Source organism: Micromonospora sp. NPDC005194 (assembly GCF_040608335.1).
GTDB lineage: Bacteria > Actinomycetota > Actinomycetes > Mycobacteriales > Micromonosporaceae > Micromonospora.
Genome location: NZ_JBEXIA010000035.1, coordinates 1 through 13,404 on the forward strand (window position 1 = coordinate 1; position 13,404 = coordinate 13,404).

Sequence of the window (13,404 nt, forward strand, 5' to 3'; positions counted from 1 at the left end):
GGCCGCGCGCACCCGGGGCGCGGGCATCGCCCGGGCCGTCGCCGGCGGCGCCCGGGAGGCGCTCACCCGACTCACCACGTCGATCGCGGCGGCCGAGGAGCACCGCGACGCCGTCGCGCGGGAGCGCGCCGCCCGCGAGGCCGAGCTCCAGGAGGTACGCGGGGCAGCCAAGCGGCTCGGCGCGGAGCTGGAGCGGCTGACCAGCCAGGTGCACCGCGACGAGGTGGCCCGCGCGGAGCAGCGCCTGCGCATCGAGCAGCTGGAGGCGAAGGCCGCCGAGGACTTCGGGCTGGACGTGGAGACGCTGGTTGCCGAGTACGGCCCCACCCAGCCCGTTCCGCCCACCCAGGCGGACGTGGCGGCGGCCGAGCGCGACGGTCTGCCGGTGCCCGAGCCGGTCCGCTACGAGCGGCCGGTGCAGGAGAAGCGGGCCGCCAAGGCGGAACGCGAACTGGCCCTGCTCGGCAAGGTCAATCCGCTCGCGTTGGAGGAGTTCGCCGCGCTGGAGGAGCGCTTCAAGTTCCTCTCCGAGCAGTTGGAGGACCTCAAGGCGACCCGGCGGGACCTGCTCACCGTCGTGAAGGACGTGGACGAGCGGATCCTGGAGGTCTTCGCCAGCGCGTTCGAGGACACGGCCCGGGAGTTCGAGCAGGTGTTCACCGTGCTCTTCCCCGGCGGCGAGGGTCGGCTGATCCTCACCGACCCCGAGGACCTGCTGACCACCGGCGTCGAGGTCGAGGCCCGACCGCCGGGCAAGAAGATCAAGCGGCTGTCGCTGCTCTCCGGTGGCGAGCGGTCGCTGACCGCGGTGGCCATGCTGGTGGCGATCTTCCGCGCCCGGCCGAGCCCGTTCTACATCATGGACGAGGTGGAAGCGGCCCTGGACGACGTGAACCTGGGTCGGCTGATCACATTGCTGGCACAGTTGCGGGAGAAGAGCCAGCTGATCGTCATCACGCACCAGAAGCGGACGATGGAGATCGCCGACGCGCTCTACGGGGTGACCATGCGCAGCGGGGTCACCCAGGTGATCAGTCAACGGCTCAACCGGGCCGACGAGGACGACCAGCGGCCCGGCCGCGGCGAGGAGAACGGGTAGTGGCTCGGGAACGCGCGACAGCGCTCCTGCTGGACTTCGACGGCGTACTGCGCCGGTGGGACCCGGCGGTGGCCGCCGATGTCGAGCGGGAGTACGGCCTCGCCGAGGGGGTGCTCGGCGACATCGCCATGCAGTGGGGGCGGCTCCAGCCGGTGCTCACCGGCCAGGTCAGTCACGCCGAGTGGGTGAGCAGCGTGGCGGACGCCCTGACCGAGTCGGTGGGCAGCCCCCAACGGGCCCGCGCCGCCGTCGAGCAGTGGCAGAGCTACCGGGGAGAGGTCGACCAGGAGGTGCTGGCGTTCGTCCGGGAGGTCCGCGCGGCGGGCGTCCGGGTGGGGCTGGGCACCAACGCCACCGACCTGCTCGACACCGACCTGGCCGCGCTCGGCCTGGTCGGCGAGCTGGACGTGGTGGTCAACTCCTCCACGCTCGGGGTGCACAAGCCGACGCCGGAGTACTTCCAGGCCGCCTGCCAGGCGCTGGCCACCCCGCCGGCCCGGGTGCTCTTCGTCGACGACGAGGACTGGGCCGTGCGGGGCGCCCGGGCCGCCGGGCTGTCGGCGCACCGCTGGGGCGGCCACGCCGACCTGCGCTACCTGCGGGCGGCCCTGGACTGCTGAGCGGCGCGGTAGGAGGGGCGCCTTGGCTGACCCGCGAGGCCGACATGCTGACAAGCGGTATACCTCAGAGACATAAATATGTCTCTGAGGTATACCGCTCACCACCGCATCCGCCCCGGCGGAGGTGACCGAGGGTGACCGTTCTACCGTACGGTGCCGGAACCGGTTGACCGGGCCTGTTCACTCGCCGGTGACGCCGTCGATGCGTTCCCGGATCAGGTCGGCGTGGCCGTTGTGCCGGGCGTACTCCTCGATCATGTGCACGTACACCCAGCGCAGGTTGAACGTGCGCTTCTTCGCGCTGACCTCGGTGAACGTCTCGTCGAGCGAGTGCCCGGCGGCGGCCGCGCGGGCCAGGGCCACCTCGCGGTGGAAAATGGCGAAGTCCGCCTCGGCGTCGGCGGCGCTCACGTCGTGGTCGGCGTCCGGGTTCTCCGGCGTGAAGTACGGGTAGTCGACGCGCTCGCCGGCGAAGTTCTCCCGGAACCACCACGCCTCCACCTCGGCGAGGTGCCGGACGAGGCCGAGCAGGGTCAGCCCGGACGGCTCGACGCTCGGAGTGCGCAACTGCTCCTCGGTGAGACCTGCGCACTTGAGCAGCAGTGTCTGCCGGTGGTAGTCGAGCCAGCCGTCGAGCATGGTGCGCTCGTCGCCGACGTACGGTTCCGGGTTCCGGGTGATCTCCGGTGCGATCCACGTCATGGCGCGCATCCTGCCCGGCACACTGACCTCACGCGACGGGTTATTCAGGGCACCACGACGACGGGCCAGTGACCCTTGCGGACCAGCCGGGTGGCGACCGAGCCGACCAGCCGGTGACCGGCCTGCTCGGACGCGCCCACCACCACCATGTCGGCCTGGAACTCGTCGGCCGCCGCGCACAGCTCGGCGTACGCGTCGCCGCGCCGGCACAGGAAGGTCACCGGGATGCCCAACTGCTCGGCCCCACGCCGGCACTCCCGGCGCAGCTCGTCGGCCAACTCGTCGTACGTGCGCTGGACCGCGCCGGCGTCCATGCCGGGCACCAGGGCGGTGAGCCCGCTCGCCGAGCTGACGAAGACCACCACCAGGGCGGCGCCCTGCCGGCGGGCCAGCCCGGCGGCGTAGGCGCCGGCCCGCCCGGAGGTACGGGTGCCGTCCACCCCCACCATGACCACCCGCGGGCCGTCCGTGCCCCGCTCGAAGGGCAGCGGGCTGATCCGAGGGCCGTACTCCTCGCGGTCCGGCGCTCCCACGCTCATGGCTCTACCTCACCTCTGCTCGCCGGTCTGGACCGCGCCGGAGACGAGGTTCGATTCCCCGTCGACCGCATCGGAAACCGGGCTGCCGTTGTGCTGCCGCAGCGGCACCTCCTTGATGAAGCTCACCGCGATCAGCGCGATCAGCGCGAAGGGAGCGGCGGCCAGGAAGATGTCGCCGGCGCCGTGGCCGTACGCGCTCTCCACCACCGCTCGCAGCGGACCGGGCAGGGTGTGCACGTCAGGCAGGGTGCCGCCGCTGCCGGAGCTGGACGCCCGGATGCCGAGCTGGGACAGCCCGTCGGCGGTGTAGTCCTTGACCTTGTGGGCGAGCACCGCGCCGAGGGCCGAGACGCCGATCGCGCCGCCCAGACTGCGGAAGAACGCCACCACGGAGCTGGCGGCACCCAGCTCGTGCGGGCCGACGGTGTTCTGCACGGCGAGCACGAGGTTCTGCATGGTCAGGCCCAGGCCGACGCCGATCAGCACCATGTAGACGCTGAGCAGGGTGAAACTGGTGTCCGCGCGCAGCGTGCCCATGAGCGCGAAGCCGACGGTGAGCAGCGCCGAGCCGAGCACCAGGAACCGCTTCCAGCGGCCGGTCCTCGTGATGATCCGTCCACCCACCGTCGAGGCGACCAGCAGGCCGAGGATCATCGGCAGGGTCATCAGGCCGGACATGGTCGGGGTCTCGCCCCGGCTGATCTGGAAGTACTGGCCGAGGAAGATCGACGCGCCGAACATGCCCACGCCCACCGCGATGCTGGCGACGACGGCGAGGCTGATCGTGCGGTTGCGGAAAAGCCGCGGCGGAATCATCGGCTCGGCGGCCCGGGTCTCCACCCGGATGGCGAGCGCGCCGAGGAGCAGAGCGCCGAGGACCATGGCGACGGACTGCCAGGAGGCCCAGGCGAACTTGTCGCCGGCGAGGGAGACCCAGATCAGCAGCACCGACACGGCCGCGGTGATCAGGGTGGCGCCCCACCAGTCGATCTGCGCCTTGCGCTTGACCACCGGCAGTTTCAGGGTCTTCTGGAGCACGACCAGCGCGGCGATGGCGAACGGCACGCCGACGTAGAAGCACCAGCGCCAGCCGAGCCACGAGGTGTCGACGATCACGCCGCCGATCAGCGGTCCGCCGATGGTGCCGACGGCCATCACGGCGCCGAGGTAGCCGCTGTAGCGGCCCCGCTCGCGCGGCGCGATCATCGTCGCCATGATCACCTGGGCCAGGGCGGTGAGGCCGCCGGCGCCGACGCCCTGGAGCACCCGACACGCGATCAGCTCGCCGGTGCCCTGGGCGGCGCCGGCCAGCACCGACCCGAGGACGTAGATCCCCAGGGCGAGCTGGACCAGCGTCTTCTTGCTGGTCAGGTCGGCGAGTTTGCCCCAGATGGGGGTGGTCGCGGTGGTCGCGAGCAGAGCCGAGGTGACCACCCAGGTGTACGCGGACTGGCCGCCGTGCAGCTCGGTGATGATGCGCGGCAGCGCGTTCGAGACGACCGTGGAGGAGAGGATCGCGACGAACATGCCCAGCAGCAGGCCGGAGAGAGCCTCCAGGATCTGCCGGTGGGTCATGTCGACGGCGGGCGCCCGGGACGCTGTCGCCTGGCTCATCGTTTACTGCCTCCGAGCGGAGTAGAGGTGGTGGGCGGCGGGCCGCACGGCGGGTCCCGCCTGGGAGTTGCCTGAAGCAACCGTACGGTTCGGTTGCCTCAAGCAACAACTGGGCGGACGGTGGCCGCATTCCCACCGTCGGAGGTCATCTCCAGGAATCGTTGAACCGGCCGAGCAGCCGGGCGAACTCCTCGACGTCCCGGGCCGGCCAGTCGTCCAGGGCACGCAGGAACTCGCCCAGGCGGGCGGACCGGGCGACGTCGAACCGGCGCTGGCCCTCCTCGGTGAGGCTGATCTGCGCCGCCCGCCGGTCACTCGGGTCGGGGTCGCGGTGCACCAGACCGAGCGCTTCCAGCCCGTTGATCTGCCGGCTCAGCGTGCCCTTGCCCACGCCGAGCCGCGCCGCCAGCTCGGTCAACCGGATCGATCCACTGCGCCGCAACCAGAGCAGCAGCCCGTACGTGTTCGGTTCGAGGGTCGGGTGCACCTCCCGGGCGATTTCCCACGAAACCGCCCGACCCCGGCGCAGCAACGCCGTCAGCTCGTGCTCGACAGCCCGGATCGGCTCCGGCAGGTGCTCGTCCACGGGCTAGAGAGTACGGCGAGGCCCGGTCAGTCGTCGCCGGACAGGCGGCGGCTCATCACGGGACGTAGGTGCCCGTCGCTCGTGGTGCCCTCGATGGTCACCTCGGCCCGCCGGCCCCGGTGGGTCAGGGTGGCGACGGCATTGCCGAAGTAGGGACCGGCCAGCTTGCGCCAGCGCACCCCCGGGCGTCGGACACCCGCCGAGCGGGCCAGCGCCCGCGTGGCGCCCGCCGGCCCGGACGACCAGCCCAGCCGCATCAGCGGCCGGATGCCCGCCGGCACCTGGTTGTGGATCGGCGAGCAGGTGAGCTGGTGCACCGGGGTGACCACCGCCGGGTCGGCGAACCGGGCCCGGGCCACGTACGAGTGGTGCACGTCCCCGGAGAGCACGCTGATCGACGCCGGTGGGGCGTACGCCGGCCCGGCGCCGACCCGGGCGCCGGACTGCCCCGGGGTGCCGGTGCCGATCCGGGCGAAGGTCTCGCCGAGCGCCTCGAAGGAGCGCCGGAACGCCGCCCAGTGCTCCAGGTCGAGTGCCCGGCGCAGCTTCTCGGCCCCCCGGGCCACCCACGGCCGGCGCGAGTCGGCCAGCTTCTCGTTCCACGCCTCGATGTGATGGATGCCCTGCGGCAGCAGCCAGGGCAGCGACGCGCCCACCACCAGGTGGTCGTAGACCCCGTGCGCCTGGTCGAGGAACCACGACCACTCACCCGGCGGCAGCATCGCCCGGCTGCCCGGCTCGAGCACCCGGCTGCACCGGTTGTCCAGCATGACCAGCCGGGTGCGCCCCAGGTCGATCGCGTAGCTCCACTGGTACTGCACCGCGCGCCAGCGCTCCGTGTCGTGCGCCAGGTCGGACTCCTGGTCGACCCGGTGCCCGAAATCGCGCAGCACGCCGGTGGCGTCCTCCGCGGCGGCGACCTTGGCGAAGACCGGGTCGGCGGCGATCTCGTCCGGGGAGAGGTTGCCCAGGTGCTGGTAGACCCAGTACGAGGCCAGCCCGCTGCCGATCCGTTCGGCCCACCACGGCTGCTCGCGCATCTCGGCACGCCACTCCGCCGAGGTGTTCCAGTCGTCGATGATCTCGTGGTCATCGAAGATCATCACGCTCGGCACGGTGGAGAGCAGCCAGCGGATCTCCGGATCGCGCCACGACTCCAGATAGAGCTTGGTGTACTCGTCGAAGCTCACCACCTGGTCGGCCGGGGCGCCCTTGGGCCGCCGCCGGCGCCGGCGCAGCAGCCGCCGCACGGTCGGGGAGGTGACGTCGGCGTAGACCTGGTCACCGAGCAGCACCAGCAGGTCGGGCAGCGCGTTCGACTCGGGGTCGGCCATCAACCGGCGGGCGTACGCGTCCAGGGCGTCCGGCGGCAGCTTGCGGGTGGTGGCGTGCTGAGTGGTCTCCCGACAGGAGCCGAAGATCAGGCTGACCGGCTGGTCCCGGTCGTCGGCCGCCCGGGTGCGAATCACGCTGGGCGGAAAGCCGCTGCTCTCCACCGGCCAGACCAGCTCGTCGTCGACAAGCACCTCGTAGGTCGTCGTGCTGTCCGGGGTGAGCCCCTCCACCACGACGAGGGCGTAGTGGTGGTCGTACGCCGAGAAGGTGGGTGCGGTGCCGCTGGCGCCGTCGGCCGTGCGGACGGTGACCACGGCGGGCGCGGCGGTCTCCACCCAGATCGTCGCCCGGGTGTCGACCACTCGCCGCAGAAGTGGGCCGATCAGGAGGTGTGCGGCGGGCATGCGGCGAGCCTACCGCCGGTTCGTGAGGCCGGCCGGGTGCGGTGGCTGGGACGCCGTCGCCGGCATCTGACAGGATTCCGGCATGGCCGAATATCTCGTCCTCGCTCTGGTCCTGCTCGGTGTGCTGATCGCCGGCACAGTCGGGCTGGTCGTGCCGCGTCTGCGGCGGCGGCCCGAGCCCCCGCTTCCGCGCACCGAGGTCGACACCCGCGCCGAGGAGGATCTCGCCGGCCCGCCCGTCGAGGCACCGGAGTCTGATCTGTCCACCGGTGTCCTGGTCGAGCCGCCACCGGTCATCGAGGCGCCCGCCCCGACCGTGGAGGTGCCCGAGCCGACCGCCGGCCGCCTGGTCCGGCTCCGCTCACGGCTGTCGCGTTCGCAGAACGTCTTCGGCAAGGGCCTGCTCGGCCTGCTCGCCCGCGACCACCTCGACGAGGACGTCTGGGAGGAGATCGAGGACAGCCTGATCACCGCCGACGTGGGCGTCGACGCGACCCGCGAGATCGTCGACCGGCTGCGCGAGCGGACCCGGGTGCTGGGCACCCGCTCGCCTGGTGAACTGCGCGCGCTGCTCGCCGCCGAGCTGGTCAACGCCCTCGACCCGAGCATGGACCGCTCGCTGCGGACCGCCCCGAAGGACGGCGTACCGGCGGTGGTGCTGGTCGTCGGCGTCAACGGCGCCGGCAAGACCACCACCTGCGGCAAGATCGCCCGGGTGCTGGTCGCCGACGGCCGTACCGTGCTGCTCGGCGCCGCCGACACCTTCCGGGCCGCCGCCGCCGACCAGTTGCAGACCTGGGGCGAACGGGTCGGTGCGGAGACCGTCCGCGGCCCGGAGGCGGCCGACCCGGCCAGCGTCGCGTTCGACGCGGTCCGCCGGGGTATCGACACCGGCGTGGACACCGTGCTCATCGACACCGCCGGCCGCCTGCAGAACAAGGTCGGTCTGATGGACGAGCTGGGCAAGGTCAAGCGCGTGGTGGAGAAGCAGGGGCCGATCGACGAGACGCTGCTCATCCTCGACGCCACGACCGGCCAGAACGGTCTGGAGCAGGCCCGGGTGTTTACCGAGGTCGTCAACGTGACAGGTCTGGTGCTGACCAAGCTCGACGGCACCGCGAAGGGCGGCATCGTGATCGCCGTGCAGCGCAAGCTCGGCATCCCGGTGAAGCTCGTCGGCCTCGGTGAGGGTAAGGACGATCTCGCCCCGTTCGACCCGGCGCAGTTCGTCGACGCGCTGCTGGGCACCGAGCCCGCCGGACGGGACGCGTAGTCTCGGGTGACCACTGACGATCGCGCGTACGCGGGCTGGCGCGACCCCGGCCACCCTTCGCAGCGCCTCGGGAGACCGTACGTGACTTCGCAGGAGATCCCGCTGCACGGCGGCAACGTGAGCACCGTGGTCCGGGTCGGTGACACGGTCCGTCGTAACGCCGGGCCGTGGACCCCTTCCGTGCACGCCCTGCTGCGCCACCTGGAGTACGTCGGGTTCACCGGCGCCCCCCGGGCGCTCGGGATGGACGAGCGCAACCGGGAGGTGCTGTCGTACCTGGAGGGGGAGTGCGGGGAGTACCCGCTCGCCCCGCACTGGGTGACCGACGAGGCGCTGGTCACCGTCGCCACCATGCTGCGGATGTTCCACGACGCGCAGTACGGCTTCGCCCCGCCGCCGGGGGCGGTCTGGCGCTCGTTCGGGCCCCCGCCACCGGACACCGAGGTGATCTGCCACCACGACGCCGCGCCGCACAACGTGATCTGGCGGCCGGACGGCACGCTCGGGCTGATCGACTTCGACCTCGCCTCGCCCGGCGCCCGGATCTACGACGTGGCGTACGCCGCGTGGACGTGGGTGCCGATCTTCGCCGACCGGGACTCGATCACGCTGGGCTGGAAGCATCCGGACCGGCCGCGGCGGCTGCGCCTCTTCGCCGACGCGTACGGGCTGATCCCGCGGGACCGGCACCGGCTGATCCGCACCATCCGCAAGCGGATCGTGGACCACGTCGAGGGCATCCGCCGGATGGCCGCCGCCGGTGAGCCGGCGTTCGTCCGGATCGTGCACAAGGGGCACCTGCGGCGGCCGATGCGCGACCTGCGGCTGCTCGACTACGAGCGGCACGCCCTGGAGAACGCCCTCCGCTGAGCGCCGACCGGTCGGTTCCGGAAGGCGGTCGGTCGATGGCTCCACCCGGTCAGCCATCGACGTCCGCCGTCCGGGCGATCAACCCCTGTCCATGCCGCCTGGTGTGCGGACTTCGTGACACGTACGAAACAACCCGTCACGAAACGGAAACCCGCACGGGACCCTGGGTGAAACAGCCGGCCGCGAGGCTTCCGCGCAACCGGCCTACGGGCGACGCTGCCCCGGAAAGCCGCGAAGGAGGACTTCACCTTTAGGAGGCCAGCGTGCCTGAAGCACCGACGATCGACGGCGCCAATACCACGTGGCTGCTGGTTTCGACCGCGCTCGTGCTGCTCATGACCCCCGGACTGGCGCTGTTCTACGGCGGCCTCAACCGGGCCAAGGGCGTACTCAACATGATGATGATGAGCTTCTCGGCCATCGGGCTCATCTCTGTTCTGTGGTGGTTCTACGGCTTCAGCGTCGCCTTCGGGACCGACGTGAACGGCTTCTGGGGTGACCCGGGCGCGTACCTCGGCACCAAGACGTTCCTCGCCGAGACCGACCTGTGGGGCGCCACGGCGGAGAACCCCAGCGGCATCGGGATTCCGCTCTACGTGTTCATGGCGTTCCAGATGGTCTTCGCGGTGATCACCGTCGCGCTGATCAGCGGCGCCATCGCCGACCGGGCCAAGTTCGCCGGCTGGCTGCTGTTCGCCTTCGGCTGGGCCACCCTGGTCTACTTCCCGGTCGCCCACATGGTGTGGGGCGGCGGCATCATCGGCGCTGACATCCACGCACTGGACTTCGCCGGTGGCACCGCGGTGCACATCAACGCCGGTGCGGCGGCCCTGGCCGTGGCGCTGGTGCTCGGCAAGCGGCTCGGCTGGCCCCGCGAGGGCATGAAGCCGCACAACATCCCGCTGGTCGCGCTCGGCGCCGGTCTGCTGTGGTTCGGGTGGTTCGGGTTCAACGCCGGCTCGGAACTGACCGTCGACTCGGTCGCCGGTCTCGCTTTCATCAACACCCAGCTCGCCACCGCGGCCGCGGTGCTCGGCTGGATCGCGGTCGAGTGGGTCAAGGACCGCAAGCCGACCATGGTCGGCGCGTCGTCCGGCGCGGTCGCCGGCCTGGTCGCGATCACCCCGGCCTGTGGTTTCATCGCACCCTGGGCGTCCGTCCTGCTCGGCATCGTCGCCGGGGTCGTGTGCGCGCTCGCGGTAAGCCTCAAGTACCGGCTCGGCTACGACGACTCCCTCGACGTGGTCGGCGTGCACTTCGTCGGTGGCTGGATCGGCTCGCTCTGGCTCGGCCTGTTCGCCACCAACTCGGTCAACGCCGCGATCAGCGACGTGGTGGGCGCCTCCGACGGCCTGTTCTACGGCGGCGGCGCGACCCAGCTCGGTCGGCAGGCCCTCGCCGGCCTGATCGTCACCGCCTGGTCGTTCGGCATCGCCTGGGTGCTCGCCTTCGTCATCGAGAAGACGATCGGCTTCCGCGTCCAGGGTGAGGCCGAGGTCGAGGGCATCGACATCGCCGAGCACGCCGAGAGCAGCTACGACCTGTCCCCGGCCGGCGGCGGCACGGGCAGCGCGTTCGCGATGGCCGGCATCGGCACCCCTGGTGGCGGAGCGCCGAGCGGTGCCACGCCGGAGGCGGAGTCCACCGAGCCGGTCAGCGCCAAGGTCGCCGGTTAACGTTCCTGGGATGGAGGGGTTGGACATGAAGCTGGTGACCGCGGTCATCAAGCCGTACCAGCTGGACGCGGTGAAGGAGGCTCTGCACGCCCTGGGCGTGGCCGGGCTGACCGTCAGCGAGGTTCAGGGGTACGGACGGCAGAAGGGGCACACCGAGGTCTACCGGGGTGCCGAGTACACGGTCGAGTTCCTGCCCAAGATCCGGGTCGAGGTGCTCACCGACGAGATCGACGTGGAAAAGATCGTGGACGCCATCGTCGGCGCCGCCCGCACGGGCAAGATCGGCGACGGCAAGGTGTGGGTCACCGGTGTCGAGGAGGTCGTCCGGGTGCGTACCGGCGAGCGCGGCCTCGACGCCCTCTGATCCGGGCCACGACGACATGACCTCGTTGATCAAGAAGAACGCGTCAGGGCACGCCGGTGACGGCGACGCGAACCTCTTGATCAACGAGGTCGTCGGCGTACCTGGGGGGATCGGGGAGGCCGCCCGCCGGGCCCGGGCGGCCGCGTACGACGAGTTTCTGCGCGGGTTGCTGCCGGCGCGCGACGGGGTCGCCCTGATAGCCGTCGGGGGGTTGGGGCGGCGGCAGTGTGCCCCCTACGGCGACCTCGACCTGGTGCTGCTGCACGCCGGGGTGCCCGGCACGGACGAGTTGGCGGCCTCGGTCTGGTACCCGATCTGGGACGCCGGCCTGCGCCTGGACCACTCGGTGCGGACCGTCTCCGAGGCCCTCTCGGTGGCCCAGGACGACGTCAAGGTCGCCCTCGGGCTGCTCGACGCGCGCCTGGTGGTCGGCGACCAGGCGCTCGCCGACGCCCTGATCCGCACCGCCGCCGATCACTGGCGGCGTACCGCCGTCCGCCATCTGCCGGGCCTGCGGGAGGTCACCGTCGCCCGCTGGCAGGCGCACGGCGAGCTGGCCTTCCTCCTCGAAGGCGACCTGAAGGAGGCCGCCGGCGGGCTACGCGACGTCGGGCTGCTGCGCGCCATCTCCGCAGCCGGGATCACCGACGCGCTGCGCCCCGCCGTCCGCGCCGCCCACCTGCGCCTGCTGGACACCCGCGACGCCCTGCACCAGCAGGTCGGTCGCCGGGTCGACCGGCTGGTCGCTCAGGAACGCGAGGGCGTCGCCGCGCTGCTCGGGGTGGAGGACGGCGACGCCCTCCTGCGTCGGGTGGCCGGGGACGCACGCACGGTCAGCCACGCCCTCGACGACGCCTTCCGCGCCGCCGACCGGCTGCGCTCCGGCCGCTCCCGGAGCGGGAACGGCGGTCCCGTCCGCCGGCCCGTGGCCCGGGACGTGGTCGAGCACGACGGGGAGCTGGTGCTGGCCCGGACGGCGATCGGCGCGCGCCCCGACCCGAGCCTGTCGCTGCGGGTGGCCGCCGCCGCGGCCACGACCCGGCTGCCGATCGCGCGGGCCACCTGCGAGTGGCTGGCGGCGTACTGCCCCCCGCTGCCCGCGCCCTGGCCGGCCGAGGCCCGGGCCGCGCTGACCACGCTGCTGGGCGCCGGTCCCGGCCTGGTGCCGGCCTGGGAGACCTGCGACCGGTACGGGCTGGTGGACGGCTGGCTGCCCGAGTGGACCAGACTGCGCAGCCTGCCCCAGCACAACCCGGTGCACCGCTACACCCTGGACCGGCACCTCGTGCAGGCCGCCCACGAGGCCAGCCGGCACGCCCGCGAGGTGGACCGCCCCGACCTGCTGCTGCTCGGCGCCCTGCTGCACGACATCGGCAAGGGCCTGCCCGGTGACCACAGCACCGTCGGCGTGCCGCTCGCCGAGACGGTGGCGACCCGGGTCGGGCTGCCCGGCCCGGAGGTCGAGCTGATCGGCACGCTGGTCCGGCTGCACCTGCTCCTGCCCGACGTGGCCACCCGCCGGGACCTCGCCGACCCGGTCACCATCGCGTCGGTCGCCGAGGCGGTGGGGGACACCGGCACACTCGACCTGCTGCACGCGCTGGTCCGTGCGGACGCCGCGGCCACCGGCCCGGCCGCCTGGTCGGACTGGAAGGGACGACTGGTCGCCGAGCTGGTCGCCCGCGTCCGTACCGCCCTGGACACCGGCGTGCTGCCCGAGCCACCCGCGCCCGATCCGGCGCTGCTGGCCGGGCCGCTGCCGGTCGTCCATCTCACCGGAGACCGGGTGGCGGTGGCCGCCGCCGACCGGCGGGGACTGCTCGCCACGGTGGCCGGCTGCCTGGCCCTGCACCGCCTGGAGGTGCTCTCCGCGGACGCCTCCGTGGTCGATGGCCGGGCCCTTGTCGAGTGCCGGGTGCAACCCCGCTACGGCCTGCCGCCCGACCCGGTCCCGCTGCGCGCCGACCTCCGTCGCGCGGTCGCCGGCGACGTGTCCGTCACCCAACGGCTGCGCGGCCGTGCGCTCGCCGCCCGGGGCAGCGGTGCCGCTCCCCGGGTCGTCTGGCACCGTGAGGCCGCCACCGACGCCGTGCTGCTCGAACTTCGCGCCGCCGACGCCGCCGGGCTGCTCTACCGGGTCGCCTGCGCGCTCGACGAGGCGGGAGCCCTGGTCCGCGCCGCGCGCATCTCCACCCTCGGCGCCGACGTGGTCGACGCCTTCTACCTGGTGGGTGGCTGGCCGGACGACGCCACCCGGGCCCGCCTGGAGGCCGCCGTCCTCGCCGCCGTCTGAGTGGGTGGGTACGTCCCGGGGCGTAGCGG

General features: G+C 72.5%; 12 protein-coding genes. 7 read left to right on the top strand and 5 right to left on the bottom strand.

Features of this window, described 5'->3' with window-relative positions; genetic code table 11:
* Together ABZU53_RS25050 and ABZU53_RS25055 are read left to right on the top strand one after the other, a co-directional pair.
* Positions 1 to 1,099, top strand: a 1,099-nt coding sequence (locus tag ABZU53_RS25050) for an AAA family ATPase (protein WP_355067831.1), incomplete at its 5' end; no start/stop codon positions are given.
* Entirely contained in the window at positions 1,099 to 1,719 is a 621-nt protein-coding gene (locus tag ABZU53_RS25055) for an HAD-IA family hydrolase (protein WP_354856425.1), read from the top strand. The genes ABZU53_RS25050 and ABZU53_RS25055, both read left to right, overlap by 1 nt.
* A 180-nt stretch (positions 1,720 to 1,899) precedes the next feature.
* On the opposite strand, the gene ABZU53_RS25060 is transcribed toward ABZU53_RS25055, so the two are convergent.
* The 5 genes from ABZU53_RS25060 to ABZU53_RS25080 form a co-directional block, all read right to left on the bottom strand.
* Positions 1,900 to 2,421, bottom strand: a complete 522-nt coding sequence (locus tag ABZU53_RS25060; RefSeq protein ID WP_355067833.1) for a DinB family protein — start codon at positions 2,419 to 2,421, stop codon at positions 1,900 to 1,902.
* 44 nt (positions 2,422 to 2,465) lie between these two features.
* Positions 2,466 to 2,960, bottom strand: coding sequence for a universal stress protein (locus ABZU53_RS25065; protein ID WP_354856421.1), 495 nt, complete (start codon positions 2,958 to 2,960; stop codon positions 2,466 to 2,468).
* A gap of 9 nt (positions 2,961 to 2,969) precedes the next feature.
* Complete coding sequence (locus tag ABZU53_RS25070; protein ID WP_355067835.1) at positions 2,970 to 4,574, bottom strand: MDR family MFS transporter; 1,605 nt, start codon at positions 4,572 to 4,574, stop codon at positions 2,970 to 2,972.
* Positions 4,575 to 4,719: 145 nt separating this feature from the next.
* The gene (locus tag ABZU53_RS25075) at positions 4,720 to 5,160 is read right to left on the bottom strand and encodes a MarR family transcriptional regulator (RefSeq protein ID WP_354856417.1); all 441 of its coding nucleotides are present in this window, start codon (positions 5,158 to 5,160) and stop codon (positions 4,720 to 4,722) included.
* 26 nt (positions 5,161 to 5,186) lie between these two features.
* Positions 5,187 to 6,899 (bottom strand): alkaline phosphatase D family protein, encoded by a 1,713-nt coding sequence (locus tag ABZU53_RS25080; RefSeq protein WP_355067837.1) that lies wholly within the window; start codon positions 6,897 to 6,899, stop codon positions 5,187 to 5,189.
* An 82-nt stretch (positions 6,900 to 6,981) separates the two neighbouring features.
* On the opposite strand from ABZU53_RS25080, the gene ftsY reads away from it, so the two are divergent.
* The 5 genes from ftsY (at position 6,982) to ABZU53_RS25105 (ending at position 13,375) form a co-directional block, all read left to right on the top strand.
* Positions 6,982 to 8,172: a signal recognition particle-docking protein FtsY gene (gene ftsY, locus ABZU53_RS25085; protein WP_355067839.1), complete on the top strand. Its 1,191-nt coding sequence runs from the start codon at positions 6,982 to 6,984 to the stop codon at positions 8,170 to 8,172.
* A 6-nt stretch (positions 8,173 to 8,178) separates the two neighbouring features.
* Positions 8,179 to 9,042, top strand: coding sequence for an aminoglycoside phosphotransferase family protein (locus ABZU53_RS25090; protein WP_234590129.1), 864 nt, complete (start codon positions 8,179 to 8,181; stop codon positions 9,040 to 9,042).
* A gap of 263 nt (positions 9,043 to 9,305) precedes the next feature.
* Positions 9,306 to 10,718 carry an ammonium transporter gene (locus ABZU53_RS25095; RefSeq protein ID WP_354856412.1) on the top strand — a complete coding sequence of 471 codons (1,413 nt, stop codon included), beginning with the start codon at positions 9,306 to 9,308 and terminating at the stop codon, positions 10,716 to 10,718.
* 25 nt (positions 10,719 to 10,743) lie between these two features.
* Entirely contained in the window at positions 10,744 to 11,082 is a 339-nt protein-coding gene (locus ABZU53_RS25100) for a P-II family nitrogen regulator (protein WP_007456507.1), read from the top strand.
* A 16-nt stretch (positions 11,083 to 11,098) separates the two neighbouring features.
* Entirely contained in the window at positions 11,099 to 13,375 is a 2,277-nt protein-coding gene (locus ABZU53_RS25105) for a [protein-PII] uridylyltransferase (RefSeq protein WP_355067841.1), read from the top strand.
* Positions 13,376 to 13,404: the final 29 nt, after the last annotated feature.